Raw genomic sequence first — 24502 nt, 5'->3', positions numbered from 1 at the left:
AGGGGAATGCCGTGGCCGGCATTCCCCTCGCGTGCGTTGTGCCGCGCGGCCTAGTTGTTGAGCAGGCCCGGGATCACGGGGGCGTCGGCGAAGACCGTGGACAGGGTGAAGTCGCGATACTTTGCTGCTTCCTCTGCGCGGGCGAGTTCAGCCTGCCTGACGCGGGCTTCGGCGTCCTTGCCAAGGATCAGGCGCTTGGGCACGTCCTTTGTGTTGGCGAGCGCCACGACCAGGTCGGCGATCTTTTTGGGATCGCCTTCGGACTTGCCGCGGACGGAAGCCAGCAGCTTGTACACGGCGCCCACGGACGGTTCGTACTCGGGAAGGACGTCGGGCGAGTTTTCGCCGGCGCGCTGGGCCCAGTTGGTGCGGATACCACCGGGCTCGAGGGTGCAGACCCTGACGCCGAACGGCGCGACCTCCGCGGCGAGCGAGTCGCTGAAGCCGCCGACCGCCCACTTCGCCGCGTGGTAGGGGGAGTTGCCGGGCATGGCCATCCGGCCACCGACCGAGGACACCTGGAAGATATGCCCGCTGCGCTGCGCGCGCATGATGGGCAGAGCCGCGTGCGTGGTGTAGACCACGCCGAAGAGGCAGGTCTCTACCACGTCGCGAAACTGGTCGGGGGTCATCTGTTCAAACGGGGCAAAGAAGCCGTACCCCGCGTTGTTGACCAGTACATCGAGGCGGCCGTACTTGCTGACGGCGAGTTCTACCGCGGCCCTGGCTGCTGCTTCATCGCGCACGTCGAGCTGTGCCGGGGTGATGCGCTCCCCGTACTGTGCGACCAGCGGGTTCAACTCTTCGAGGCGTCGGGCCCCGGCGACAACACGGTCCCCTGTGGCAAGGGCAGCCTCGGCGATGTCGCGCCCGAGCCCGTTGCCGCTGCCTGTAATCAACCAAACTTTAGCCATGTGTGTGCTCCTGCTCAATAGACGCTTGAATGAGCGAGTGGTTGCTCAATTATTTGGATCAGACACTACTTCGCCATTCTCCAAAAAGCTTCAAACCCCTGGTCGATGAGCAGCGTTCTGTCGCGTGCTTTTTTTCCGGCAGTGTCCATGACGGCCTGCTGCATTGCGAGCATGGCCGTGGAGGCGAAGCCTTTGGGCAGGTCTTTGAAGGCGCCACGGACCGCGAGTTCGTCCAGTGTCTGCTGTATCCCTTTTCGCCCGGCGTGGACGCGCTGCCGCGTGGCAGCGGAGATGATCGGGGAAAGGTTCAACAGCACGGAGACCTTCTGCTCGCCGGGGTTTTCCAATGCCCAGTGGAGGTAGACCGTCCAGATGTGCCGGGTTCGTTCGCGCAGGGCAGCTCCATGCGGGAAGCCATCGTCGACGCGCCGGTACACCTCGGATTTGAGTTCGACGTAGAGCTCGTTGAAGAGGTCTTCCTTGGTGGGGAAGTACGTGAACATAGTTCCGTCGGCTAGCTGCGCACCCCGGGCGATACGCGCCGTGGAGGCACCAAGGCCGACCTGCGCGATTTCACCCACGGCGGACTTCAGGATCGCCTCGCGCTTTTCGGAACTCTTTGGCCTGGCCATCTTTCCATGATGCCACCGTGATGCCACTGCGGCAGAAAAGCGCAGAACCTGGTGCGCGGCGCCTAGTGACTGCGCCAGGTCTTGTCGGGCGCCCAGCAGGTGGTTTCAAGCGGGCACTCGGCGCAGCGGGGTTTGCGGGCAATGCAGATAGCGCGGCCGTGCAGGATGAGTTCGTGCGAGAAGGCAATCCAGCGGTCGCGCGGGATGATCCGCATGAGATCTTTCTCGATCTTTTTGGGGTCTTGGTGCTTGGTGAGGCCGAGGCGGTTGGAGAGGCGCTGCACGTGCGTGTCGACGACCACGCCTTCGGCTAAACCGTAGGCGACGCCGAGGACGACGTTGGCGGTTTTTCGCGCGGCGCCGGGAACGGTGATGAGTTCGGCGAGCGTCTGCGGGACTTCGCCGTGGAACTGTTCGGAGACGGCTTTGGCCGCGCCGAGGATGGACTTCGCCTTGTTGCGGAAGAAGCCGGTCGTGCGAACCAGCTCTTCCAGCTCCGGCAGGGAGGCGGTGGCCATGGCCTGCGGAGTGGGGAAGGTGCGGAACAGGTCGGGCGTGACGAGGTTGACGCGCTTGTCGGTGCACTGCGCGGAGAGGATGGTCGCGACCAGCAGTTCCCAGGCATTGCGATGGATCAGCGCGCACTCGGCATTGGGCTGAGCAATGGCGAGGCGGTTGAGCAGGTCGTGGATGCGCGCTGGGGCGAGGTCGCGCCGGGGTCGTGGGCTGGGCGGGTCGAGCTTTGCGGGGGCAGCGCCAGCCTCGGCACCTTCAGCGGCGGTATGGACCGCGCGCGCCCCGCTGCGCTTCTTCTGCGGCTGCGCGGCAGTACCTTGCGCCAATGCGGCACGGGCACGCTGCTTCTTGGGCGCGGGAAGGCTTGTTTTGGCAGAGGCGGTGGGTCGGGTCGCAGCGCACATCCGCTGATGGTAAAGCAAGACTGCCTGCGCGGCTGGCGGCCACTTCGGTGCGTGTGTTTAGCGCAAAGCCCTCGGTGTGAGCGAGTACATGTTCCGAAGGGGCCGCCAGCCGCGCAGGTGGTTCTGGTCTTCTACTGCACGGTGGCATCGCCCGTGGACGCGGCGGCGTTGATGGTGGCGCGGGTGGTGGCGGCTTTGTCGAGTTCGCGGTAAATTTCTTCGTTGCGCATGATGGCCTGGACGTAGTCGCGGGTTTCGGTGAAGGGGATGGATTCGACCCACTCGTCGATGCCGGTGTAGTCGGTGGTGGCTTTCCAGTCGTCAACGCGAGCCTCGCCGGCGTTGTAGGAGGCGAAGGCGTACTCCTGCTGGTTGTTGTAGCGGTCCAGGGTCTGGCGGAGGTAGGCGCAGCCAAGCTTGATGTTGATCTGCGGGTCGAGCAGGGCGGCGGAGTCGAGATGGGTGGAGAAGCCGGTGCGCTGGGCCATCTGGCGGCCGGTGGAGGGCAGCAGCTGCATGAGGCCCCAGGCGTTGGCGTAGGAGACAACGCGGGGGTTGAACTCGGACTCCTGCCGGATGAGCGAGGCGACCATGTAGGGGTCGAGATGGTTGGCGGCGGCTTCCTGCTTGATGGTGGCCCAGTAGTCCTGCGGGAAGAGGATGCGCCAGTAGTCGAGAGGCAGCTCGTCGATGGGCGCAGAGGTGTAGAAGGGGATGGCTTTTTTGAGCGAGCGCATGGCGCGGTAGGACTCGCCGTAGGAGGCGTAGAGGCGGGCTTCGGCGAGCGAGCCCCACTCGTCGGAGCCTTCGGCGGCGTGGATCTCCTGCGCGAGGTAGTCGTTGAGGCCGGCGTTGGCGAGCAGCGCGGCCTTGGCGAGGTGGGGATCGCTCTCGGGGACGTCCTCGGTGAGGGTGGGGATCTGCTCGGGCTGGAGAGCGTCGAGCGAGGCGATCTGCGCGGGCGTGACGCTGGCGCCGATCTGGTCGAGCCGCTGCTGCGCGATGGCGGCGTAGTAGAAGTGCTGGAAGACGCGGGTGACGGTGGCGAAGTAGGCGGCCGCGGTGGCTGGGTCATGCTGCTGGTCGAGGAAGAGGCGACCGCGCCAGTACAGGGCGGCGGGGACGTTTTTGCCGTCGCGGAAGGTGGTGAGCTGCTCGTCCATGAGGCGGCCGGCCTCGGGGAAGTTGCGGAGGCGGTAGTTGAGCCAGGCAGCGCGCCAGTGGGCGTTGTCGGCGTTCTTGGACTGCGGGAAGCGGCGCGCGAGCTCGGTGTAGTAGGGGATGGCCGAGGGGTAGTCGCGCTTGAGCATGTAGAGGTTGCCGCTGGAGAAGAGCGCCTCGGCGAGCCACGAGGAGGTTTGGAAGCGGGTGCGGAGCTGGTTGACGAGATCCTGCTGGGTGCCGGTGTCCTGCGCGGAGCGGGCGACCTCCATGAGCAGGTAGAGGCGGTGCGCGCCGTTGTCGTCGTCGGAGTCGGGGATACCGGAGAGCGAGCCGGCGGACAGGCGCTTGAGCTTGAAGTCGCAGGTGGCGGCGGAGAGCAGCAGGCCGTTGCGTTCGCTCTGGTTGAGCGTGGTGTCGGCGGCGAGGGTGCGGAACTCGGAGGAGGCCTCGTTGTACTTGCCGCCGGAGAGCAGGGCATCGGCGTGCTGGCGGCGCTCGTTGACCGAGAGCGTGAGCCACTGGCCGCTGGACTGCAACTGCTGCTGGGCCGCCATGGCCTCGGGGCTGAGCGGGTGTTCGCTGAGCAGGCGCTTGTAGAGGGCGAGCGCATCGGCGGACTGGCCGTTCTGGTACTCGGCCTTGGCAAGGGCGAGCTGGTAGTCGGGCTTGGAGGCAAGGGCATCGCCGGAGTGGGCGCGGAGCACGGTAAGGGCGCGCGGGGCCTGCGACTGGGCGAGCAGGAGGTTGGCCTCGAGGATGGGCATCTGCGGGGTAAAGATGCTGTCGGGGTACTTCGTCGGGAAGGTGCTGAGCAGGGCGTCGGCCTGCGCGGACTGGTTGGACTGCAGGTAGGCCTGCGCGGAGAAGTAGTCGGCGTAGTCATCGAGCGAGTTGCCGGCAGCGTTGGCGCTGGTGAGCGCGGCAAGGGATTCGGTGTAACGGTGGTCAAGCAGGTAGGCGTGGCCCAGCGCGAGGTATGCAGCTGCTGCTGCGGCACCGGTATGGGCGTGCGCGAAGGCTTCGACGCCGGAGTAGGCGGCGGCGGAGCGGTAGTTGCCGAGCTGCTGGGCCATGGGGCGGAGCTGGGTGGAGGCGACAAAGGCGTGCTGGAGCTGCTGGGTCTTGGCGGTCTCACGCGCGGACAGGGCGCGGTGGCGTGCGTGGCGCTTGACGACGACGCGATGGACGCGGCCGTGCGTGCGCTGCCCGCGCGCGTTGCGCTGAGGGCGGGTACCGCGGCCTGAGGATTTGCCGGTGATCTTGCCATGTTTTGCGCCGGCCGCGTGGGTGGCTGCGTGTTTTTGCGCGCCGTGTGTCTTGGCACGGGCGGCAGCAGCGGCCCTGGCATGGGTGGTGTGCTGGAGCGCCCCGGCAGCGGGCGCAAACGGGAGCAACGAGGCAGCCGCAAGCAACAAGGCGGTGGCTGCGCGGCAGAGAGGTGCGGCGGGACGCGAAAACAGGACGATGCGGCTCACGAACGGGGGATCCTCTGCATTGAGAGTAAGCGAGCGGGAGTCGGGCGCCGGGGCAAAAGCAGGGAAGCGCGGCACCGTTGTACCGCGAACAGCACTGGATGGATGCACAGCGGCGCTCTCGAGAGGACGCGTTAGCATGGAGGAGACGGAAGGGCTGCGCTGCCAAGGGGTCACCGCACCCGGCGCCAGGCGCTGCCATCTCAGGAAAGGCGCGAAAAGCTGAAACTCTCACCCATGCCTCCCATCCAATCGGACAGACAGGAACCAGAAGACGGTGTCGGCAGTGTGCCACCGCCGATTGCCGTTGCGGCAATTGCAGATCCAGTCGAGGAACACCCGGACGTTCGTCTCGTCAACCTTGCCAAGGGTGGCGATGTCCATGCATTTGAAACGCTGGTAAAGCAGTACGACCGGCAGATCTTCAGAATCGCGCAACACATCACGCAGAACCGCGAAGACGCGGAAGACGTGATGCAGGACGCGTTTCTGAAGGCGTACGAAAAACTCAACCAGTTCCAGGGCAACTCGAAGTTTTACACCTGGCTGGTGCGGATCGCGGTGAATGAGAGCCTGATGCGGTTGCGCAAGCGCCGCACCGGGCGCATGGTGTCGATCGATGAGGATGTGGAGACCGAGGAAGGCTCGATGCCGCGGGAACTGGCTGACTGGGGCCCGAGCCCTGAGCAGCAGTATGGGCAGTCCGAGCTTGCCGAGATTCTCAAGAAGACGGTGAACGGCTTGCCGCCGAGTTTTCGCGTAGTGTTTGTGCTGCGCGATGTGGAAGGACTTTCCACAGAGGAAACGGCCGACACACTGGGTTTAAGTGTACCGGCGGTGAAATCAAGACTGCTGCGGGCTCGCCTGCAGCTCCGTGAACGGTTGAACCGCTACTTCAGCAACAGGATTGACGGTTCAGGCAAGAAGAATGGGGATGGTGGCGCAAAGTGATCTGCTCTGAGTTTCTGGTGCATCTCGATGACCTGCTGGACGGAACCACTGACCCCACCCTGCGCGTAGCGCTCGAGGCTCACCTCGGAACCTGCGAGCACTGCACGATCACCGTGACGACCACGCGCAAGACGATCGAGGTGTACCGGTCGAACGTGTTGTACGACCTGCCGGACAGCCTGCGCGATCGTTTGCAGACGGCGATTCTGGCGCGGTGCAAGAAGTGCTAAGGATCGTACTGGCAGGCCTGGTGCTGATCATCATCCTGCGCATGGTCAGCCGCGGCACCGGCCGCTAGACCCTGCTTACCGAAACAGCCCCTGGCGGATGACGCCAGGGGCTGTTTGCGTTGCGGCGGGCTGAGCCGAAGCGGGCTAGTTGCTGCTGCTGTCGTCGCGCTTGTGCAGGGTGGGGCGATCGTCGCCGGGCGCGGTGGTGGAGTTGGGGTCCTGCTGCGCGCCTACCTTGCGCAGCGTGGGCTTGTTGCCGTCCTTCTTGTCCTGCAGCTTGCGCTTGTTTTCAATGCGGGCGAGGCGCGCTTTGACGTCGTCGAACTCCGAGGTGTTCTCGAGGTACTCGTTGCGCGGCGGAAGCAGCGTGGCGATCTCGTCCTGCGTGCGGCCGATGCGGTCGGGCGTGGCGGGATGGGTCATGAAGGCCTTGGAGATCATGCCGGGCTTCTGCTTTTCGAGATTCTCGATCTTTTCGAAGAAGGTGACGAGTGCCTGCGGATCGTAGCCGGAGCGGTACAGGTACTGGGTGCCGAGGAAGTCGGCCTGGGCCTCGAAGTCGCGCGAGAACTGCAGGAACGTGAGCGGGATGCCGATGTTGGCGGCTTCGTAGAGGCCGTAGCCAAGGCCTCCGCCGACCATGATGAGCGGGATGGTGCTGAACTGGGCGTAGTTCATGCGGGTCTGCTCGCGCACCGCGTGGTGGGCGGCGACGTGGGCGATCTCGTGGGCCATGACGCCGGCGACCTCGGCCTCGTTGTCGGCGTTGAGGATCAGGCCGGAGTTGACGAAGAAGAAGCCGCCGGGCAGCGCCATGGCGTTGACTTCATCGGAGTCGATGACCTTGACGGTGAAGGGCACGCGCGCGTCCGAGTTTTTGACGATGTTCTGCGCGATGCGGTTGACGTACTCGGTGACGACCGGATCGTTGATGAACTTGGTGCTCTTTTCGAGCTCCATGGAGTACTGCTTGCCCATGCCAATTTCGGTGTTGGTGGAGTACCAGTTGCCGAGGCCGCGTGCGCCGATGTTGCGGTTGCCGACGGCGGAAACATCGTCATCGCTGCCGGGCTTGACGCCCTTGACCACGCCGTCGGGTCCGACCTGCGCCTGCAGAGGGACGGGCTTGTCTGACACGGCGGGGGCCGGAGCGGGCTTCTTGTCGGTCTTATCTGCCTTGTCTGTCTTGCCTGTTTTTGCGTCCGGGCTGTCGGCCGGGGTTTTCTGTGGGGCGGTGGTGGGTGGTGTCTGGGGAGCAGTCTGAGGAACAGTTTGGGGCGTGCTTTGGGGCGTGGTCTGCGGGACCGTCTGGGGCGTAGTCTGCGGCACAGTTGGCGGCGTGCCGGCCGGTGCGGACTGCGCGGCGAGCAGCGAGGGGGCGGCACAAAGGATCAGGGTAAGCGCAAGGGGACGACGGGTCATGAGTACACCTCAGAAGGAGCTTCCGCCTGTGGAGCTCCGGTTCCACCCTATATAGTACGGCGCGGCCACGCGCTTTGCCGCATACGTTGTGGGCGCGGTAAACACGGACGGGGAGCGGTTGAGCGCGGCCGGGCAGGCGCTTGTTGCGAACTCTTGTGCGCCAACCGTATGGCGGCGCCTTCGCGCAAACTCCGCACAGCATCTACACTGTGCACGTATGGATTTCATGGCAGAAGCACACCCCGGCAACACCTCGCAGGCAGCCCCCACGCACCCGATCACCCTGGCCATTGATATTGGCGGCACGGGATTGAAGATGATGACGCTCGACAACGACGCGAAGCCGATGACGGAGCGCGTGCGTTCAGAGACGCCGGTGAAGCCGACGCCGGAGCGCGTCACCGAGGTGCTGGAGACGCTGCGCAAGCAGATGCCGGAGTTTGACCGGGTGTCGGTCGGCTTCCCGGGTGTGATCAAGCAGGGATACACGCTGACAGCGGCGAACCTGCACCCGGAGTGGATCGGGTTCAACATGCAGGGCGAGCTGGAAAAGCGCTGGCAGAAGCCGGTGCGCGTGGCCAACGACGCGGCGGTGCAGGGCTATGGTGCGATCCAGGGCACGGGTGTGGAGCTGGTGCTGACGCTGGGCACGGGCATGGGTTCGGCATTGTTTACGCGCGGGCGGCTGGCGCCTGGGCTCGAGCTGGGGCACCACCCGTTTCGCAAGGGCAACACGTACGAGGACTACCTGGGCCGCAAGGGCATGAAGGAGATTGGCCACAAGAAGTGGAACAAGCTCCTGCTCAAGGCGATCGAGCAGACGCAGCACACGTTTAACTGGGACCACCTGTACATTGGCGGCGGCAATGCCAAGCTGGTGAGCTTTGAGCTGCCCAAGAATGTGAGCCTGGTGTCGAACCAGGATGGGTTGCTGGGCGGCATCAAGCTGTGGGGCGACCAGGACTAGGCAACACGTGGGAGCGATGAAGCCAGCGGCGGGATCAGGGATGGCTGCGGCGAGTGCCGGGGCGCAGCCGCAACCGATCCGCGTGATGGTCGCCGAGGACCAGGCAATGCTGCTGGGTGCGCTGGCCGCGCTGCTGGAGCTGGAGCCGGATATCGCTGTATGTGCCCAGGTGGCTGACGGGGTGGAAGCGCTGGCCGCCATAGCCAGCGCGAAGCCGGACATCGTGGTGACAGACGTGGAGATGCCGCGGATGAGCGGACTCTCGCTGGCGGCGGAGCTGCGGGACCACCACCCTGCCGTGCGCACGATCATCCTCACAACCTTTGCACGGCCGGGCTACCTGCGCAGGGCGCTCGACGCGGGCGCGCGGGGATACCTGTTGAAGGACAGACCCTCGGCAGAGCTGGCCAGTGCGGTGCGGCAGGTGCATGCGGGCAGGCGCGTGTTTGACCCGGAGCTGGCGGCGGAAGCGTGGAGCGAAGCGGACCCGTTGTCGGAACGCGAGCGGCAGATTTTGCGGCTGGCCGGGGAAGGGCGCTCGAGCGCGGAGATTGTCGCGGAGTTTCACCTGTCGGAAGGCACGGTGCGGAATTATCTTTCGGGGGCGTCGAGCAAGCTGGGTGCAGCGAACCGGATCGAGGCTGCGCGGATTGCGCGCACAAAGGGCTGGTTGTAGAAGCACTGCGCTGGTTCGTTCGCGCGGATGGCGGCCTGTTTGTGGGGTTGGAGGATTACGAGAACGGCGGCCTTTGCGGGCCGCCGTTTTTTGTCTTGAGCTGTGCAGGGCTTAGAGGGGCCTGGCGACAGTGGCGGTGGCGCGGCCGCGACGCAGGTGGCTCCACAGGAACCACACGATGCCGAGGAGGATGATCAGCTCAACGGCGACATGGAAGCGGTGAAAGATCTCCTTGAAGCGCGGGTCAGTATCCCAGTGTTCGCCGAGCTTCATGCCGACGTAGGCGAGCACAAAGCACCACGGCCACGAACCCAGGAAGGTGTAGACGTGGAAGCGGAGCTGCGGCATGCGGGCGATGCCGGCGGGCAGAGCGATGAAGGTGCGCACCACGGGGAGCAGGCGGCCGATGAGCACGGTGATGGAGCCGTACTTTTCAAAGTAGTGGGTGGTGCGGTCGAGGTCGTGGTGACTGAGCAGGATGTATTTGCCGTAGCGCTCGATGAGCGGGCGGCCGCCCACGGCGCCGATCCAGTAGGCGACGACCGAGCCGAGGTTGCACCCGAGGGCGCCGGCGGTGGCGACGCCGAGCAGCGTGAGCACGCCCTGGTGCACTTCGTACCCGGCGAACGGCATGATGATTTCGGACGGAAGCGGAATGCACATGGACTCGATGGCCATGAGGATCGCGACGCCGAGGTAGTGCGTGGCGGCGATGAAGGCTTCGATGTAGTGGGCAAGAAAGGCGAGGATCTTCTCTGACATGTCCCGGGGAGTATATCGCGGGCTGCTACCGCCTTTGGTGTTGCGCCCGACGGGGCGGAACCTTCCGTACCGGATGGCCCGAAGATGGGCCGGTCAGGCGGGTGCGAGCGCGGGTGCGGAGTGAGTGCGGCGTTCGGGCTGCTGGCGGAAGGCTGCGCCACGCTGTTTTTCTTCGGCGTTGAGCAGTTGCTTGCGCAGTACGACGCGCATGCTGTCGACGGCGCGCGGAGTGCGGACGAGCTCGTCGCCGGCGCCGGAGTCGCGCAGGGATTCGCCGAGCGGGGAAAGGCAGAAGTCGAGCGAGTCGATGGTGAAGCGGGCGTCCGTCCAGCCCATGTACCAGAACCACTCGGTGTAGTAGAGCCAGGAGCGCTCGTTGAAGGCGCGGACGTGGGTGGGGTCCTGCCAGGCGCCCCAGGCGAGGTCGTAGGGCACGTGGATGCGAAAAAGGCCGCCGGGACGCAGCAGCAGCAGCGCGTTGGTCATGGCCTGCATGAGATCCGGGATGTGCTCGAGCACGTCATTGGCGAGGATCTCGTCGAGGCAGCCGGGTTCGAGCACGACGGGGCCGAAGCGGTCGGTGTGGAGCGTGTGGGCGCCGGGGAACGGGTCGGCGAGGTTGAACACGGCGTCGGGTTGCCAGTGGTCGTTGATGTCGATGTTGAGGCATTCGGCACGCCAGTCCTTGCCGGAGCCCAGGTTCATGGAGCGGGGGAAGGACGGGGTTTCTGGCGGGGCCTGGGTGTGCGTTGTGGTGGCGAGGGCGGTGGTGAGGAACTGCGTTTCGGGCATGGTGGCGAAGAGGGCTGCGCCGCGTTGGGCGAGATCGGCGCGGCGGGTGTGGTCGGCGAGCAGGGCGAGGCAGCCCTGGACGATTTCGTCGTAGGGGAGCATGGCCACGGCCTCGGCAAGCAGGCCGGCGTCGTCGGAGTGCTCGGCTACCACGGCCTTGTGGTTGGTGAGCAGGTAGGAGACGCGCACGGTTTCAAAGATGGGAGCCTCGTGGGCGTGCACGCAGAGGACGAGGCGGGCGCGGGCGATCAGCGCGTCGCGCTCCGCGCCGTAGACGCCGAAGGCGACGTGCAGGCGGACGCCCGCAGCGCTGAGGGCGGCGAAGAGGGCCTCGCGGCGCGGCGAGAGGGAGCCGTAAAAGAGCACGTCGATGTCCTGCTCGACGGCTGTGGGGATGCGTTGGAGCTGCGGGGTGAAGCCGACGGGAACGAGCACGGGCGGGGTGGCGCACGGGTGCCGGTTCCAGAGAGCGAGGTTGAGGGGGCTGTAGTCCCAGATGGGGAAGCGGGTGGCGAGCGCCATGTACCAGGGCGGCAAAGGGGCGACGGCAAGCTGCTCGAGGTTGTAGATGATGGTCGAGGCAGGGAGCTGGGCGAGGTCTTCCTCGGGGAGCATGTGCGCGCCCAGGAGGATGTTGGCGGCGGTGGCGTCGATGGAGTTTTCGCCACGCGCGGCAAAGTGCCCGAGGGCGCGCAGGGCGTGCTCGAGGGTTTCGGCGATCTCGCAGAAACCATCGCTGTGCTGATAGCCCGCGGGGCGGAGCGTCGCTACATGGAAGCGCATGCCGGCGGCTTCCTTTCTGCTGGGACTGGTGTGAGAGTTGCCCCAATGTAGTGCCACGGCCGCGGAGGAGCAATGGTACGTCCGTAATTGAACGGCAAACGGGCGTGCGTAGAGGGGACGACGCATCTGACGAAGCAGGAGCGTGTGGAATGAACAGCATCAAGATCTCAGCAAGAAACCAGCTGCGCGGCACTGTGGAAGCGATTGTGCTGGGCACCGTGACGGCCAAGGTGAGCGTGCAGGTGGGCGAGAACCTGATCGAGAGCGTGGTGACGCGGCAGAGCGTGGAGGAGATGGGGATCAAGGTGGGCGACAGCATCGTGGCGATCATCAAGTCAACCGAGGTGTTGTTGATGACGGAGTAGCACGGCGGTGCGTGCGGGAGCGCTGCGATAAACTGGACAGCAAGAGGAGATACGCCATGGCAGACGCAGTCGCAACGCCCGAGGTGCAGCAGGGAGCCGGCACTGGCCCGAAGGAAGACGCGGGGGAGCAGTTTGCGAAGCGCGGCCAGCCGGCGGTGAAGCGGCAGGTGATCGGCTTTACCTTTTACAAGATTCTGCCAGAGTGGCGGCGCTTGCCGGCGGCGGAGCGGGCGGAGCACAAGCGGCTGTTTGCCGAGGTGTTTCACAAGTGGAACCAGCCGAACCGGCTGCTGACGCTGTCGTACTCGACGGTGGGGCTGCGCGGCGATTGCGACATGGTGTTGTGGTCGATCTGCTACTCGGTGGACGACCTGAACGCGATGCGCGCAGAGCTGCTGGCGACGCCGCTGGGCGGGTATCTTGAGACGCCGTACAGCTATCTCTCGATGACCAAGCGTTCGCAGTACATCATCGATGGCGAAGATGATGCGCAGGCGGAAACGCGCACCAAGCTGCGGCCGGGCGGCCAGCGGTACATCTTTATCTACCCGTTCTGGAAGACGCGCTCGTGGTACCTCCTGCCGATTGAAGAGCGGCAGCGGTTGATGAACGAGCATATCCGTATCGGGCAGGCGTATCCGCGGGTGAAGCTGAACACCACGTACTCGTTCGGCATCGATGACCAGGAGTTCGTGGTGGCATTCGAGACGAACTACCCGGAGGATTTTCTGGACCTGGTGCAGCAGTTGCGCGAGACCGAGATCAGCCCGTACACGCTGCGGGACACGCCGATTTTTACGTGCATCCGCATGACGCCCGAGGACATGCTGGACCGCCTTGGTTAGTTGGCTGGTGAACGCATGGAGAGGTCCGGCGAAGAGCCGGGCCTTTTCTGTTGGGCGGCGGGGCGCGGCGAGTGCGGCGCATGAAGTGAGAAAATAGGGCGTGAGCGAACAGAAGCCAGCCCCTCTCCCGTTTATCGATCTGCAGGCGCAGTACCGCGAGCTGAAGCACTCGATTGATACGCGCATCCACGCGGTGCTTGACCACGGCCAGTACATTCTTGGCCCCGAAGTGAAGCAGCTGGAAGAGCGGCTCGCGGCACGAGTCGGGGTGAAGCACTGTATCTCGTGCTCGAGCGGCACAGACGCGTTGCTGATGGCGCTGATGGCGCTTGGGGTGGGGCCGGGCGACGAGGTGATCACTTCTCCGTTTACGTTTTTCGCGACGGGCGAAATGATCGCGCTGCTGGGCGCGGTGCCGGTGATGGTGGATATTGAACCCGACACGTACAACATCGACCCGAAGCTGATTGAGGCGGCGATTACCGCGCGCACGCGGGCGATCATGCCGGTGGCGCTGTACGGACAGCCGGCGGAGATGGATGCAATCAACGAGATCGCGGCGCGGCACAAACTGCCGGTGATCGAGGACGCGGCGCAGAGCTTTGGCGCGATGTACAAGGGCAGGCACTCGTGTGCGCTGTCGACGATCGGGTGCACGAGCTTTTTTCCGTCGAAGCCGCTGGGCGGCTATGGGGATGGCGGCGCGTGCTTTACCGATGACGACGCGCTGGCGGTGAAGATGCACCAGCTGCGCAACCATGGGCAGGAGGCGCGGTATCGCCACTCGGAGATCGGGATCAACGGGCGCTTGGACACGCTGCAGGCGGCGATCCTGCTGGCGAAGCTGGACGTGTTTGATCGCGAGCTGATTGCGCGGGGCGAGGTGGCGAACGCGTACAACGGCACGCTGCTGGCCCTGCAGAAAACGGGCAAGCTGTTGAGGATTCCGGAGCTCCGTGCGGGGCGCACGAGCCCCTATGCGCAGTACACGGTGGAAGTGGAGCATCGTGACGCAGTGATTGCGGCGATGAGCGAGGCAGGGGTGCCGACGGCGGTGCACTACCCGGTGCCGATGCACCAGCAGCCGGTGTTTGTGCGCAGCGAGGCGGGTGAGCGGGCGGCTGGCACGCTGCCCAACGCGGAGCATGCGGCGGCGCATGTGCTGAGTCTGCCGCTGCATCCGTATCTTGGGCGGCGGTCGATGCAGCGGGTGACGCGGGCGCTGGAGGAGGCGGTGGTGAAAGCCGCGGCGGAAGCGCCTGGGGTGCCTGTGCTGGTGGAGACGGGCAAGGCTTAGCTGCGCCTTGTGGCCGGTGGGACGCGGGTGGAGGCTTCGGCAGGGGCTTGCATCGCGGTCATTTGCGGACGCCGGGCTTGCTGCGTCGAGTGTTGCTGATGTGCGTGGTTTTGCGCTATCTACAGCTCAAAAGTGAGATGTGAGGCAACCTGGTGTTGCTGCTGCGCCGGAGCGTGGCTGCTGCGGATGACGGTATTGGTGGGTGGACAACTTCTGTACTGATCCATCCATCCTAGGCACTCAGTAGGAAGTTCATCAGACGTTCACATGCGGTTGCACCTGCGCTGCCGGGAGCAAGAGCCCGGATGCGGTGATGGGTGGCTGACCGGGTTTTCCTTCCAGTCTGAAGTCGATCAAGGCCCGCTTCATTGTGGAGCGGGCCTTGTTCGTGTGCGCTGCGGCGGCATGTCGAGCCGGCGGCTGGCTGGTTCGTGGGTGCGATGGTAACTGCGTTTTTTTCTGTGTTGAAAGGTTTTCAGTGTCCAAGTCTCGTCCCAATGCTTCGGAACGTAAGAGTGTGCTGCAACGTCGGCAACACGAAAAGATGGCGGAGTCGGCGCACGCGTATGTGCGCGGCAACACGGTGCAGTTTTACCAGTGGCTGCAGAGCAAGGCTGTGCAGGCTGCCTTACCGGCGGGGCCGGATGTGTGGATCTGCGGGGATTGCCACACGGGCAATCTTGGGCCGGTGGCAGATGTGGATGGAAACATCGACATCCAGATTCGTGACCTGGACCAGACGGTGATCGGCAACCCGGCGCATGACCTTGTGCGGCTGGGATTGTCGCTGGCGATGGCGGCGCGCTCGTCGGACCTGCCGGGGGTGACGACGGCGCTGATGCTGGAGGAGATGATCAGCGGGTACGTAACGGCGCTGTCGGGCGGGACGAACCGCGTGGACATCAACGAGGTGGAGCCGATTCGCCGGGTGATGGTGGAGGCGAAGACGCGGCGCTGGAAGCACCTGGCGGAAGAGCGGATTGAAAATGTAAAGCCCACGATTCCACTTGGCAAAAAGTTCTGGTCGCTGAATGCTGCCGAGCGGGCGGAGCTGGAGAAGCTGTTTGCCAGTGACGACATCAAGAACCTGGTGCAGCGGATCGATGGCAAGGACGCGCGCGAGGTGCGGCTGCTGGACGCGGCGTACTGGATGAAGGGGTGCAGCTCGCTGGGGCAGTTGCGCTACGCGGTATTGCTCGGGATCGGCACAAAGAAGCGGCCGGAGTATCGGCTGCTGGATATCAAGGAAGCGAATGCCGCGGCTGCTCCGCATGCCAAGGGCGTGAAGATGCCGGCGAACAACGCGGATCGCGTGGTGACGGGGGCGTGTGCGTTGTCGCCGTTCCTGGGAGAGCGGATGCTGTCGGGAATGATCGGGCAGCGCACGGTGTTTGTGCGTGAGCTGCGGCCGCAGGATCTGAAGTTCGAGTTAGTGGGATTGCAGCAGAAGGAAGCGGTGGCGATTGCCTCGCTGATGGCGGGCGTGGTGGGTCGTGCGCACGGGCGGCAGGTGCCACGCGAGGAACGGCTGGCGTGGGCCAAGGAGCTGAAGACGCGGCATGGCAAGGGGCTGGATGCGCCGCGCTGGTTGTGGAGCGGGGTGCTGGACCTGGCGGCGCTGCACGAGGCGGCATACCTGGAGCATTGCCGGCGGTACGCGCTGGGTGAGAGTGCGGCTTAGCACGAGGTAGAGCAAGCGTGCGGGTACAGAGCCCGTAGCGCGCGATGCTGCTGCATCGTGCCGCCTCGATGCTTGCTTTGAACCTCGCTTTGCTGATGAAGGCGAGAATGGGGTTGTGAAGGCCGGCCGCCCTGGCCGGCTTGTTTGCTTGCAGCGTGCTCGGGAAGCGCATCGGACAGTGACGATCGCTGAGGGCTGATGTGGTTCGCAACGGCGAGTCAAGGCGAGTGGGGAAGGGCAAATGATCTGTTCGCCCAGGTGTTCCCCGCGATGGTTCCATGACACGTGCCCCGGTGCGGCGTCACTGACGATGGATGCTTGCCTGCGCTGTGACCCTGAGTTTCCGGTAAGCACCGCAGGGCTCGCCGTCCGGCGTGACTGTGCTGCTCGGCCGCGCGCTCCGCTGAACTTCGCGCTCACCCGGTAGCCGGGTTCTACCGACTGGAAGCCGGACGCTGCTGTTGGATCGTAGCGGTTGTTCCACGGTCGGTCGTGGCGAAATCCGCAGAAAAATACTTGTTGTTTTCTGTTGACACGCTTCCGAAACCCACTACCATATGGTTGTGGATAAGCTGGGTACAACGTTTGCAGCTCTCTCGGACCCGACGCGTCGGGCGCTGGTGGAGCGGCTTGCCCGCGGGCCTGCCTCGGTGCAGGGACTGACAGAACCGTTTGCGCTTTCGCAGCAGATGATTTCGAAGCACATTGCGTACCTTGTGCGGGCGCGCATCGTGATCAAGACCAAGCGTGGGCGCGAGAGTGTGTGCACGCTCAGGCCGGAGGCGATCAAGACGGTGAGCGACTGGGCAATCGGGTATCGGCGGTTCTGGGAAGAGAGTTTGGACAAGCTGGACGTGGTGGTGAAGCAAATCAAAAAAGCGGAGGAAGCACATGGCACAAAAGACGGCAAGTGAAACAGAGCGGATGGTGATCACACGAGTGTTCGACGCTCCACGCGAAGTGGTCTGGAAGGCGTGGACAGACCCGCAGTACACGATGCAGTGGTGGGGGCCGAAGGGCTTTACGACACCGGTCTGCAAGATGGATTTTCGCGTGGGCGGCAAGTTTCTTCTGTGCATGCGATCGCCGGACGGCAAGGAGTTCTGGAACGGCGGGGAGTACCACGAGATTGTGCCGTTCGAGAAGATCGTGTCGACGATGTACTTTGCGGACGCGCAGGGAAACAAGGTAGAGCCTGCGGCGTATGGCATGGAACACGAGACGATCGACGATGCTCCTGACGTGACGCTGTTTGAAGACCTGGGCAACGGCCAGTGCCGGCTCACCATTATCGGCAACGAAAGTGCGGAGGACGCAGCGGAAAGCGGCCAGACGGAAGGCTGGAACGAGATCCTGGAGAAGCTGGCTGCCGTGGTTGCGGAGGTGGCGCAAGCGAAGTAACGGCTGGTTGGAATGCAGTGAGCGGCGCAGCGGGAGAGGGTTCCCCCTGCGCCGTTTTGCGTTAGCGCATGCCTTCGAGGATGGAGCCGACGATGCCACCGACTACGCCGCTTTGCGCGGTTTCGCGGGCAGCGCCGGGCATGTATTCCTGGAGCTTGTGGGCGAGCTGCGGGAGCGGCAGGGTCTGCAGCCAGATGCGGCCGGGGCCGGTGAGTGCGGCGAGGAAGATGCCGTCGCCGCCGAAGATCATGTTGCGGATGCCCTGGATGCGGGTGATCTGGAAGCTGACCGAGGCCTGGAAGGCGCCGACGTGGCCGGGGTGGACGCGCAGGGTTTCGCCGGGGCGCAGGTCGCGCATGACGAGCTCGCCCGAGAGCTCGAGCCAGGCGATGCCCTGGCCGGTGATCTTCTGGAGCAGGAAACCGTCGCCGCCGAAGATGCCGGCACCGAGCGACTGCTGGAAGCCAACGCCGATGTTGACGGCGGGCGTGGCGCAGAGAAAGCCGTGGCGATGCACGAAGAACTCCTGCCCCGGGCCGACCTCGACGGGGACGATGTGTCCGGGCATCTTGGCGGCGAAGGCGATCTCGCCGGGCGCGCCGACGGCACGGTACTCGGTCATAAAGAGGGAGCCGCCGCCGGCGACGCGCTTGATGGCGCCGAAGAAGCCGCCGCCGCCCGCGAACTGGGTGTGGGTGGTGAGCTGGATGGAGCTTGACATCCAGGAGAGTTCGCCGGCCTCGGAGATGACGGTGTCGTTGGGATCGAGGAGGAACTCGAGGACGGGCATGGTGGTGCCGAGGATGCGGTTCTGCATGGATCAAGTCTCCCTGTGCGCCTGCGATGCCCCGGGTCCGCGAGCGGTGGCCGGCCCGGGTGTCTCGTGCAAGCAGGTACGTCGCGAGGCGCTTCGCAGTTCACGGTACTACGAGAGGCCGTCAGGGCGCCGGGGTTTCATCGACGATGCGGAAGCGCGCGGGCACCTGGAAGGTGGCGGGGTCGGGCTCGCCGGCGACCACCTGCTGGACGGCAACGATCTGCTCGCCGGTGCGCGGGTCGTTGTGTTTGAGGATGAGGTAGATGGAGAGCGCGGGTGCGTACCAGTACTCGTCGGTGATGGTGACGGGTTGGCCGGTGCCGCTGTCAGTGGCAGGCACGGTCCAGACCTTGCGGGTGCCCTGGAGCTGGGTGGCGCGGATGAACTGGTTGCCGAGGTCGGCCTGGGAGGTGAGGACGCCGCCGTCGTGGCTGCCGAGATTGGGCGGGTCGGTCTTCCAGGCTTCGCGGACCAGGGTCTGCTGGTGGGCCAGGTGGGTTTGGGGATTGAGAAACGTGCTCAGGTGGTTGGTGGGGTCGTAGATGAGGGCCGAGAGCAGGGGCGGGTCCTGATCCTTTGGCAGGCTGGCGACCATGGCGCGGCGCTCGTTGTAGATGCGGCCGCTTCCGTCGCGGGCGATGTGCGCGAGGGTAGTGCTTACGTCCTGTTGGCTGTCGGGGAGGACGTGCCTGGAAACGAGGTCGACGGTGGCGGTGAAGGGTGCGCCGGGTACGGGTGTGACAAAAATGCCGCTGGCCCGCTGGAGGACGCCGCGGTAGTCGGGCGGCATGTGCGGCGTGGACTGGGCCGGCGCGAGCACGGTGGTTGTGTAGACAAAGCTGAGTAGCAGCAGGGAACGGGGCACGGCCACCTCGCACGAGCGAGCATAGCGCAGATGGTGGTGATTTGGGACTTTGCTTGGCCCGGGGGTGGTGGAGGAGGGCGAGACCGCGGATCCTTCGCTGCGTTCAGGAGGACAGGTATTTGAGTGGTGTGGTGGGCAGGGTTTTACGGTGCTCAGGGGTGGAAGTGTTGGTTGGGTGGGGAGAGTTGCTGCAGGAACACGGCGGCGCCCTGAGAGAGCACTCCCGAAGAAGTGGGCGCCGGCCATGCAGGCGGTTTTGCTGTTATTTGAAGCCGAGCACCGGGTGGGGGATGTAGGCGGACTCGAGCTGCTGGACTTCTTCGGGGGTGAGTTTGATGTCGAGGGAGGCCACGGCGTCATCGAGGTGATGGGGCTTGGTAGCGCCGACGATGGGGCTGTCGACGTAGGGCTTGGTGAGCATCCAGGCGAGAGCGAGCGCGGCCTGGGAGACACCCTTCTGCTCGGCGAGCGCGGTGACGGCGTCGATGACCTTGCGATCGGCTTCCTCGGTGCCGGCGTACATGGTCTTGCCGAACTGGTCGGTCTCGAGGCGCTTGGTGTTTTCGGAGTTGGAGGGGCGGGCGAGGCGACCGCGGGCCAGTGGGCTCCAGGGGATGACGCCGATGCCCTCGGCTTCGCAGAGGCCCATCATCTCGCGCTCTTCTTCTCGGTAGATGAGGTTGTAGTGGTTCTGCATGGAGGCGAAGCGGGTCCATCCGTTGAGGTCGGCGAGGTAGAGTGCCCGGGCAAACTGCCAGGAGTACATGGAGGATGCGCCGATGTAGAGCGCCTTGCCGGCTTTGACCACGTCGTGGAGAGCCTCGAGGGTTTCTTCGATGGGGGTTTCGGGGTCCCAGCGGTGAATCTGGTAGAGATCCACGTAGTCGGTCTGCAGGCGGCGCAGGCTGGCGTCGATCTCGTGGAGGATAGCCTTGCGGGACAGGCCGCCGCCATTGGGCTCATCGCGCATGACGCCGTGGACCTTGGTGGCGATGACGGTGTTTTCGCGACGGGTATTTGCCTTGAGGAACTTGCCGAGGACCTCTTCACTGGCGCCGCGCGAGTAGACGTTGGCGGTATCGAAGAAGTTGATGCCGAGGTCGAGCGCCTGCTTGAGGAATGGCTGGGAGTCGGCTTCGTTGAGCGTCCAGGCGTGGCTGCCGGGGGTGAGCGTGCCCTTGGCGGGCTCGCCGTAGGACATGCAGCCGAGGCAGATGCGGGAGACCTGGAGGCCGGTTTTGCCGAGTCTGGTGTAGTCCATGGGGAAAGCGCTCCTGTTGCCGCTGAATGCGGCTGCTTGATTCGATGCGTGTGGGCGAGGCGGGTTTCGGGGTGAGTGCGGTATGGATGTTTTCCGAGCGGGGAACTGTCGTTGTGGTACCCGCATATCGAACGCGAGATGCGGGGCACCCGCGTTTGGTCGGGGTGCGGGCTCGGCGCGATGGCAAGGCGGATGCTACGAGGTGGCGGGAAGGATGCCGTACTTGTGGGCGAGGAACTGCTGCAGGGTGGGTGGCAGGGCGGGGCAGAGCTCCTGCCAGGTGAGCAGACGGAGGCGGCAACGCAGGGCGGCGCTGTGCACGGCGCCGATGACGGTGTGCCATTGGGCGATGAGGTCGAGGCGGCGGGCGTCGCAGAGGACGGTGAAGCTGGCTTCCGCAGTCGGATTGCCGGCGTGGGCAGCGAGTACACCGCGGATCAACTGGTAGCCGTGGAAGGCGCCGGTGGGGGTGCGGGCGAGGGCTTCGGGGTCGAGCACCGTGTGCCAGCCGGGGAAGCGGTTGAGCAGGGCGGGGCGGGCGGTCTGGAAGTCGGATTCGGTGAGCTTGGCTTCGAAGAGGCTGTGAGTGTCTCCATCGGTGAGCGCCATGTCGATCTCGGTGGTGTCGACGAGGTTGCGCTCGCGCAGAAGGCGCGGCTGCAGGCCGAAGACGGGCGCGGACGTGGCGGCACAGCCGAGCAGCGCGGCGACACGGCCGGAGCGGAACACGAGCGGGTGGCAGAAGATGTTCATGAGCAGGGCGTCGGAGCTGGCGGCGCAGTCAAGCTCACGCCAGTGCCAGTCGGCGCGGGGGCGCGCGCGGCGGCCGGCGGTGTGTGCCTTGAGCAGGCGGGCGCGCCAGGCGGGATTGCGGCAGATGGCGCGGTAGCTGGCGGGGTGGAAGTTGCCGTGGCGGCCGTGGTCGTCTTCGCCGAAGAGCACGCTGGGTTGTTTCCCGGTGGACAGCTCGTGCAGGAGGGCGTGTTGCTGGGCGAAGGCGTGAGCGCGCGCGTTGAGGTCGGCGCGGAGAGCGTTGCCGGTGCAGTGTGGCTGCGGAATGTGTTGGGGTGGCACCTGGGTATTCTAGGCGAACAAACGGCAAAACGGCGAGCGGTGGGTGCGGGTGGTGCGGGTGGGTCCTTCGAGGTCCTCGGATGGCAGATTTTTCGCTCGGCCGGAGGGCGATGCTGATGCTGGCGGGTGGACCGCAGATCCTTCGCTGCGCTCAGGATGACAGTTGTTTTTTTCGTGGCTGGGAGCGTTGGCGGTGGTGCGGGTGAGCCGCGGGTCCTTTGCTCCTTAGGGAGCGCTTCACGCCCCTGTAACGACACTGCAAAGGTCACAGATCGGCAACGATCGGCCTGCCGCTCGGGCGGTGTGGCTTTGCGCGTTGCGGAGCGTCGTGGGTGTGGTGGTCGGGGCTAAGATAGCGGAGAACACAAACATCGTTGTGGAAAGGGAGCGCAGATGCTCTCAGTGGATGAGTCGAAGCGCCAGGCGGCGGAACGCAGCATGGCGTACGTACAGGACGGCATGCGTGTGGGGCTGGGTACGGGCAGCACCGCAAAGCATGTGCTGGAGTTGCTGGGGAACGCGTCAAGGCGGGTCTGAAGATTGTGGGCGTGCCCACGTCGAGCGGGGCGCATGCGCTTGCGGTGCAATGCGGTATTCCGCTGGCGACGTTCAGCGAGGTGGGGGAACTCGACGTGGCGATCGATGGCGCGGACGAGGTGGGTCCGGACCTGGTGCTGATCAAGGGCGGGGGCGGTGCGCTGCTGCACGAGAAGATCGTGGCCACGGCAGCTAGGGAGTTTATTGTGGTGGTCGGCGAGGGCAAGGTGGTGCCGATGCTGGGCCAGTTTCCGCTGCCGGTGGAGGTGATTCCATTTGCCGGGCCGCTGGTAGAGCCGAAGCTGGCTGCTCTGGGCGGGGCGCCGGTGTTGCGGCGCGCAGCGGATGGCGCGGCGTACCTGACCGATGAAGGGAACTGGATCTTTGACTGTCATTTTGGACGGATCCCGGAGCCGGAGCGGCTGGCCGCCGAGTTGCGGGCGATTGTGGGGGTTGTGGAGCACGGCCTCTTTCTGAACACCGCGACGCGGGTGATCGTGGCCGACTCGACAGGGATCAGCGTGATTGAGCGGTAGTGACCAGAGAGCAGGGCAGCTTTCGGCCGCATCGAATACCATTAGAAATTGAGTGAGAATGCCGCGCGGAACTGCGCGGTGCACGCACATACGAGGAGAAAAGCATGCAGATTGGTTTGGTTGGCCTGGGCCGCATGGGCGCGAACATGGCGAAGCGCCTGATGAAGGGTGGCCACGACGTCGTGGTTTCGGATCTGAGCGAGAAGGCTGTGAGCGAGCTGGAAGCAGCGGGCGCGAAGGGCTCGACGAAGCTTGAGGAGTTCCTGGGCAAGCTGCAGGCACCGCGCGTGGTGTGGTTGATGGTGCCTGCCGGCGCGGTCGACAGCATGATTGAAAAGATCGTGCCGCACCTCGAATCGGGCGACATCCTGATCGATGGCGGCAACTCGTACTACATCGATGACATTCGCCGCTCCAAGGAACTGGAGCCCAAGGGCATCAAGTACATCGACGTGGGCACCAGCGGCGGCGTGTGGGGCCTGGAGCGCGGCTACTGCATGATGATTGGCGGACCGGACAAGGAAGTGCAGTACCTGGATCCGATTTTCTCAACGCTGGCCCCGGGCCGTGGCGATGTGCCGCGTACGCCGGGCCGCGAAGACGGCAAGTCGGACTCGACAGCAGAGAATGGCTACCTGCACTGCGGGCAGTCGGGTGGCGGCCACTTCGTGAAGATGGTGCACAACGGCATCGAGTACGGCATCATGGCGGCGTATGCAGAAGGCTTCAACATCCTGAAGAATGCCAACATCGGCAAGCAGAAGGAAGCGGAGCACTCGGCGGAGCTGACGCCGCTGCGCACACCGGAGCACTACCAGTACGACTTCGAACTGGACAATGTGGCCGAGGTTTGGCGCCGCGGTTCGGTGATCTCGTCGTGGCTGCTGGACCTGACGGCTTCGGCGCTGCTGCAGCAGCCGGACCTGGCGAACTACGGTGGCGAGGTTTCGGACTCGGGCGAAGGCCGCTGGACCACGATCGCGGCGATCGACGAGGGCGTGCCGGTGGATGTGCTGAGCGCGGCGCTGTTCTCGCGTTTCTCGTCACGCAACAACGGCGAGTTTGCGAACAAGATCCTGTCGGCGATGCGGTTCGGGTTTGGCGGGCATCTCGAGATCAAGAAGTAAGCAAAGCGGTCGCTGCAAAATAAACAAAGCCTTCAGACGATACCGGGCATGTGCCCGGGTCGGCTGAGGGCTTTTTTCATTGGTGCGGGCAAGGCGCTGAGAAGCAGGACCCCCCCGCGGGAGTGGGTTCCTTCGGGACTTTTGTTCTCTAAGTACAGGTACAGATGCAGTGGAGATTGCTAAGCGCGGACGATGCGGATGCCGCGTTCGATCAGGGGGGCGAGTGCTTCGTCGGTGGCGCCGGTGTCGGTGACGAGGGTGTGCACGTCCTTGACGGGGCAGATGAGCGAGGTGGAGACGCGGCCGATCTTGGTGGAGTCGGCGACGACGATGACTTCGCGGGCCTGGCGCACCATGGCGCGGAAGGTCAGGGCTTCTTCCTGTTCGAGCGTGGTGCAGCCGCGTTCGGCGTCGATGCCGACGACGTTGAGAAAGACCTTGTCGAGGTAGACGTCGTCCATGAAGCGGATGGCGGCGGCGCCGGTGAGTGAGAACGACCAGGCGTAGGGCAGCACACCGCCGGTGATGGAGGTGCGCATGCCGGACTGGTTGCACAGCTCCATGCCGATGTTGATGGCATTGGTGACGACGTTGATGTTGTTGCGGTGGCGCAGGGCGCGACCCACCTGGGTGGTGGTGGTGCCGGCGGTGATGCCAACGGTCTCGTGCGGCTGGATGAGGTCGGCGGCGGCGAGGGCAATGCGGCGTTTTTCGTCGGCGGCGCGCTGCTCGCGTGCCTGGAAACTGGTGTCGTAGCGGAAAGGCTCGTAGAGGAGCGGCTCGACCAGCATGGCGCCGCCGTGGGTGCGGCGGACAAGGCCGCGGTTTTCGAGACGGTTGAGGTCGCGCCGGATAGAAGGCGCGGAGGTGTTGACGGAGGCCAGCATTTCTTCGATGGTCGCTGAGCCTTTGCCCAGCAGCAGCCGCATGATCTGCTCTTCGCGGTTCTCTGTTTTTGCGGACATGTGGCGGCGAAACTCCCGTACGCGCGTGATTGATCAGGGCAGCCTG

Annotated in this window: 24 protein-coding genes and 1 pseudogene; 13 read left to right on the top strand and 12 right to left on the bottom strand. The window is 64.9% G+C overall.

Annotation, left to right across the window (positions count from 1 at the left end; genetic code table 11):
• Positions 1 to 50 precede the first annotated feature (50 nt).
• The 4 genes from D1Y84_RS02150 to D1Y84_RS02135 all read right to left on the bottom strand — a co-directional run bounded on the left by D1Y84_RS02150 (position 51) and on the right by D1Y84_RS02135 (position 5105).
• Positions 51 to 914 carry an SDR family NAD(P)-dependent oxidoreductase gene (locus D1Y84_RS02150; RefSeq protein ID WP_124847046.1) on the bottom strand — a complete coding sequence of 288 codons (864 nt, stop codon included), beginning with the start codon at positions 912 to 914 and terminating at the stop codon, positions 51 to 53.
• A 65-nt stretch (positions 915 to 979) separates the two neighbouring features.
• The gene (locus D1Y84_RS02145; protein ID WP_124847045.1) at positions 980 to 1546 is read right to left on the bottom strand and encodes a TetR/AcrR family transcriptional regulator; all 567 of its coding nucleotides are present in this window, start codon (positions 1544 to 1546) and stop codon (positions 980 to 982) included.
• Positions 1547 to 1608: 62 nt separating this feature from the next.
• Complete coding sequence (gene nth, locus D1Y84_RS02140) at positions 1609 to 2388, bottom strand: endonuclease III (RefSeq protein ID WP_233580999.1); 780 nt, start codon at positions 2386 to 2388, stop codon at positions 1609 to 1611.
• Positions 2389 to 2597: 209 nt separating this feature from the next.
• A complete protein-coding gene (locus D1Y84_RS02135) occupies positions 2598 to 5105 on the bottom strand; it encodes a transglycosylase SLT domain-containing protein (protein ID WP_158615269.1) in 2508 nt (835 codons plus the stop codon).
• A 234-nt stretch (positions 5106 to 5339) separates the two neighbouring features.
• Here D1Y84_RS02135 and D1Y84_RS02130 point away from each other — a divergent pair, with 234 nt between their 5' ends.
• Positions 5340 to 6053, top strand: coding sequence for a sigma-70 family RNA polymerase sigma factor (locus D1Y84_RS02130; RefSeq protein WP_124847042.1), 714 nt, complete (start codon positions 5340 to 5342; stop codon positions 6051 to 6053).
• Positions 6050 to 6283, top strand: a complete 234-nt coding sequence (locus tag D1Y84_RS02125) for an anti-sigma factor (protein ID WP_124847041.1) — start codon at positions 6050 to 6052, stop codon at positions 6281 to 6283. Before D1Y84_RS02130 ends, D1Y84_RS02125 begins: the two co-directional genes overlap by 4 nt.
• 144 nt (positions 6284 to 6427) lie before the next feature.
• Here the strand turns inward: D1Y84_RS02125 and D1Y84_RS02120 are convergent, their stop codons facing one another.
• On the bottom strand, positions 6428 to 7705 hold the full coding sequence (locus D1Y84_RS02120; RefSeq protein ID WP_124847040.1) for a M48 family metallopeptidase: 1278 nt from the start codon (positions 7703 to 7705) through the stop codon (positions 6428 to 6430).
• A gap of 226 nt (positions 7706 to 7931) precedes the next feature.
• On the opposite strand from D1Y84_RS02120, the gene D1Y84_RS02115 reads away from it, so the two are divergent.
• A complete protein-coding gene (locus D1Y84_RS02115) occupies positions 7932 to 8672 on the top strand; it encodes an ROK family protein (protein ID WP_124847039.1) in 741 nt (246 codons plus the stop codon).
• A 40-nt stretch (positions 8673 to 8712) separates the two neighbouring features.
• A complete protein-coding gene (locus D1Y84_RS02110) occupies positions 8713 to 9348 on the top strand; it encodes a DNA-binding response regulator (protein WP_124847038.1) in 636 nt (211 codons plus the stop codon).
• A gap of 111 nt (positions 9349 to 9459) precedes the next feature.
• Here D1Y84_RS02110 and D1Y84_RS02105 read toward each other — a convergent pair whose 3' ends face one another.
• The gene (locus D1Y84_RS02105) at positions 9460 to 10110 is read right to left on the bottom strand and encodes a DedA family protein (protein ID WP_124847037.1); all 651 of its coding nucleotides are present in this window, start codon (positions 10108 to 10110) and stop codon (positions 9460 to 9462) included.
• A 93-nt stretch (positions 10111 to 10203) separates the two neighbouring features.
• Positions 10204 to 11685, bottom strand: coding sequence for a hypothetical protein (locus D1Y84_RS02100; RefSeq protein ID WP_124847036.1), 1482 nt, complete (start codon positions 11683 to 11685; stop codon positions 10204 to 10206).
• A gap of 149 nt (positions 11686 to 11834) precedes the next feature.
• Here D1Y84_RS02100 and D1Y84_RS02095 point away from each other — a divergent pair, with 149 nt between their 5' ends.
• The 6 genes from D1Y84_RS02095 to D1Y84_RS02070 all read left to right on the top strand — a co-directional run bounded on the left by D1Y84_RS02095 (position 11835) and on the right by D1Y84_RS02070 (position 17274).
• Positions 11835 to 12050: a molybdopterin-binding protein gene (locus tag D1Y84_RS02095; protein ID WP_233580997.1), complete on the top strand. Its 216-nt coding sequence runs from the start codon at positions 11835 to 11837 to the stop codon at positions 12048 to 12050.
• A 56-nt stretch (positions 12051 to 12106) separates the two neighbouring features.
• The gene (locus tag D1Y84_RS02090) at positions 12107 to 12895 is read left to right on the top strand and encodes a chlorite dismutase family protein (protein WP_124847035.1); all 789 of its coding nucleotides are present in this window, start codon (positions 12107 to 12109) and stop codon (positions 12893 to 12895) included.
• 100 nt (positions 12896 to 12995) lie between these two features.
• Positions 12996 to 14192, top strand: a complete 1197-nt coding sequence (locus D1Y84_RS02085; RefSeq protein WP_124847034.1) for a DegT/DnrJ/EryC1/StrS aminotransferase family protein — start codon at positions 12996 to 12998, stop codon at positions 14190 to 14192.
• Positions 14193 to 14670: 478 nt separating this feature from the next.
• Entirely contained in the window at positions 14671 to 15873 is a 1203-nt protein-coding gene (locus tag D1Y84_RS02080) for a DUF2252 family protein (RefSeq protein WP_124847033.1), read from the top strand.
• Positions 15874 to 16430: 557 nt separating this feature from the next.
• On the top strand, positions 16431 to 16787 hold the full coding sequence (locus D1Y84_RS02075; protein WP_124847032.1) for a helix-turn-helix transcriptional regulator: 357 nt from the start codon (positions 16431 to 16433) through the stop codon (positions 16785 to 16787).
• Complete coding sequence (locus D1Y84_RS02070; RefSeq protein WP_124847031.1) at positions 16765 to 17274, top strand: SRPBCC domain-containing protein; 510 nt, start codon at positions 16765 to 16767, stop codon at positions 17272 to 17274. Before D1Y84_RS02075 ends, D1Y84_RS02070 begins: the two co-directional genes overlap by 23 nt.
• A 61-nt stretch (positions 17275 to 17335) precedes the next feature.
• On the opposite strand, the gene D1Y84_RS02065 is transcribed toward D1Y84_RS02070, so the two are convergent.
• From D1Y84_RS02065 to D1Y84_RS02050, 4 genes are all read right to left on the bottom strand, one after another.
• Positions 17336 to 18091 (bottom strand): TIGR00266 family protein, encoded by a 756-nt coding sequence (locus D1Y84_RS02065; RefSeq protein WP_124847030.1) that lies wholly within the window; start codon positions 18089 to 18091, stop codon positions 17336 to 17338.
• A gap of 121 nt (positions 18092 to 18212) precedes the next feature.
• Positions 18213 to 18956, bottom strand: a complete 744-nt coding sequence (locus D1Y84_RS02060) for a hypothetical protein (RefSeq protein WP_124847029.1) — start codon at positions 18954 to 18956, stop codon at positions 18213 to 18215.
• A gap of 262 nt (positions 18957 to 19218) precedes the next feature.
• Entirely contained in the window at positions 19219 to 20217 is a 999-nt protein-coding gene (locus D1Y84_RS02055) for an aldo/keto reductase (protein ID WP_124847028.1), read from the bottom strand.
• 195 nt (positions 20218 to 20412) lie between these two features.
• Positions 20413 to 21291 (bottom strand): hypothetical protein, encoded by an 879-nt coding sequence (locus tag D1Y84_RS02050; protein ID WP_124847027.1) that lies wholly within the window; start codon positions 21289 to 21291, stop codon positions 20413 to 20415.
• 393 nt (positions 21292 to 21684) lie between these two features.
• Here D1Y84_RS02050 and D1Y84_RS18290 point away from each other — a divergent pair, with 393 nt between their 5' ends.
• From D1Y84_RS18290 to gnd, 3 genes and pseudogenes are all read left to right on the top strand, one after another.
• A complete protein-coding gene (locus D1Y84_RS18290; RefSeq protein WP_233580995.1) occupies positions 21685 to 21828 on the top strand; it encodes a hypothetical protein in 144 nt (47 codons plus the stop codon).
• Positions 21816 to 22364, top strand: a pseudogene (gene rpiA, locus D1Y84_RS02045) (ribose-5-phosphate isomerase RpiA); the annotation flags it as partial. The gene D1Y84_RS18290 and the pseudogene rpiA, both read left to right, overlap by 13 nt.
• A gap of 104 nt (positions 22365 to 22468) precedes the next feature.
• The gene (gene gnd, locus D1Y84_RS02040; protein ID WP_124847026.1) at positions 22469 to 23491 is read left to right on the top strand and encodes a phosphogluconate dehydrogenase (NAD(+)-dependent, decarboxylating); all 1023 of its coding nucleotides are present in this window, start codon (positions 22469 to 22471) and stop codon (positions 23489 to 23491) included.
• Positions 23492 to 23670: 179 nt separating this feature from the next.
• Here gnd and D1Y84_RS02035 read toward each other — a convergent pair whose 3' ends face one another.
• A complete protein-coding gene (locus D1Y84_RS02035; protein ID WP_124847025.1) occupies positions 23671 to 24456 on the bottom strand; it encodes a DeoR/GlpR family DNA-binding transcription regulator in 786 nt (261 codons plus the stop codon).
• Between the last annotated feature and the right edge of the window lie 46 nt (positions 24457 to 24502).

It is taken from the genome of Acidipila sp. EB88, assembly GCF_003858395.1.
Taxonomy (GTDB): Bacteria; Acidobacteriota; Terriglobia; order Terriglobales; family Acidobacteriaceae; genus EB88.
Note: the sequence above shows the minus strand (reverse complement) of the source record. Positions and strands in the feature narration are given on the sequence as shown.

Bases quoted from the DNA above. Each gene is read 5' to 3' on its own strand.
- D1Y84_RS02150 (WP_124847046.1), bottom strand. From the start codon at position 914: ATGGCTAAAGTTTGGTTGATTACAGGCAGCGGCAACGGGCTCGGGCGC.
- D1Y84_RS02145 (WP_124847045.1), bottom strand. From the start codon at position 1,546: ATGGCCAGGCCAAAGAGTTCCGAAAAGCGCGAGGCGATCCTGAAGTCC.
- D1Y84_RS02130 (WP_124847042.1), top strand. From the start codon at position 5,340: ATGCCTCCCATCCAATCGGACAGACAGGAACCAGAAGACGGTGTCGGC.
- D1Y84_RS02120 (WP_124847040.1), bottom strand. From the start codon at position 7,705: ATGACCCGTCGTCCCCTTGCGCTTACCCTGATCCTTTGTGCCGCCCCC.
- D1Y84_RS02115 (WP_124847039.1), top strand. From the start codon at position 7,932: ATGGCAGAAGCACACCCCGGCAACACCTCGCAGGCAGCCCCCACGCAC.
- D1Y84_RS02110 (WP_124847038.1), top strand. From the start codon at position 8,713: ATGGCTGCGGCGAGTGCCGGGGCGCAGCCGCAACCGATCCGCGTGATG.
- D1Y84_RS02105 (WP_124847037.1), bottom strand. From the start codon at position 10,110: ATGTCAGAGAAGATCCTCGCCTTTCTTGCCCACTACATCGAAGCCTTC.
- D1Y84_RS02100 (WP_124847036.1), bottom strand. From the start codon at position 11,685: ATGCGCTTCCATGTAGCGACGCTCCGCCCCGCGGGCTATCAGCACAGC.
- D1Y84_RS02095 (WP_233580997.1), top strand. From the start codon at position 11,835: ATGAACAGCATCAAGATCTCAGCAAGAAACCAGCTGCGCGGCACTGTG.
- D1Y84_RS02090 (WP_124847035.1), top strand. From the start codon at position 12,107: ATGGCAGACGCAGTCGCAACGCCCGAGGTGCAGCAGGGAGCCGGCACT.
- D1Y84_RS02075 (WP_124847032.1), top strand. From the start codon at position 16,431: ATGGTTGTGGATAAGCTGGGTACAACGTTTGCAGCTCTCTCGGACCCG.
- D1Y84_RS02070 (WP_124847031.1), top strand. From the start codon at position 16,765: ATGGCACAAAAGACGGCAAGTGAAACAGAGCGGATGGTGATCACACGA.
- D1Y84_RS02065 (WP_124847030.1), bottom strand. From the start codon at position 18,091: ATGCAGAACCGCATCCTCGGCACCACCATGCCCGTCCTCGAGTTCCTC.
- D1Y84_RS02055 (WP_124847028.1), bottom strand. From the start codon at position 20,217: ATGGACTACACCAGACTCGGCAAAACCGGCCTCCAGGTCTCCCGCATC.
- D1Y84_RS18290 (WP_233580995.1), top strand. From the start codon at position 21,685: ATGCTCTCAGTGGATGAGTCGAAGCGCCAGGCGGCGGAACGCAGCATG.
- gnd (WP_124847026.1), top strand. From the start codon at position 22,469: ATGCAGATTGGTTTGGTTGGCCTGGGCCGCATGGGCGCGAACATGGCG.
- D1Y84_RS02035 (WP_124847025.1), bottom strand. From the start codon at position 24,456: ATGTCCGCAAAAACAGAGAACCGCGAAGAGCAGATCATGCGGCTGCTG.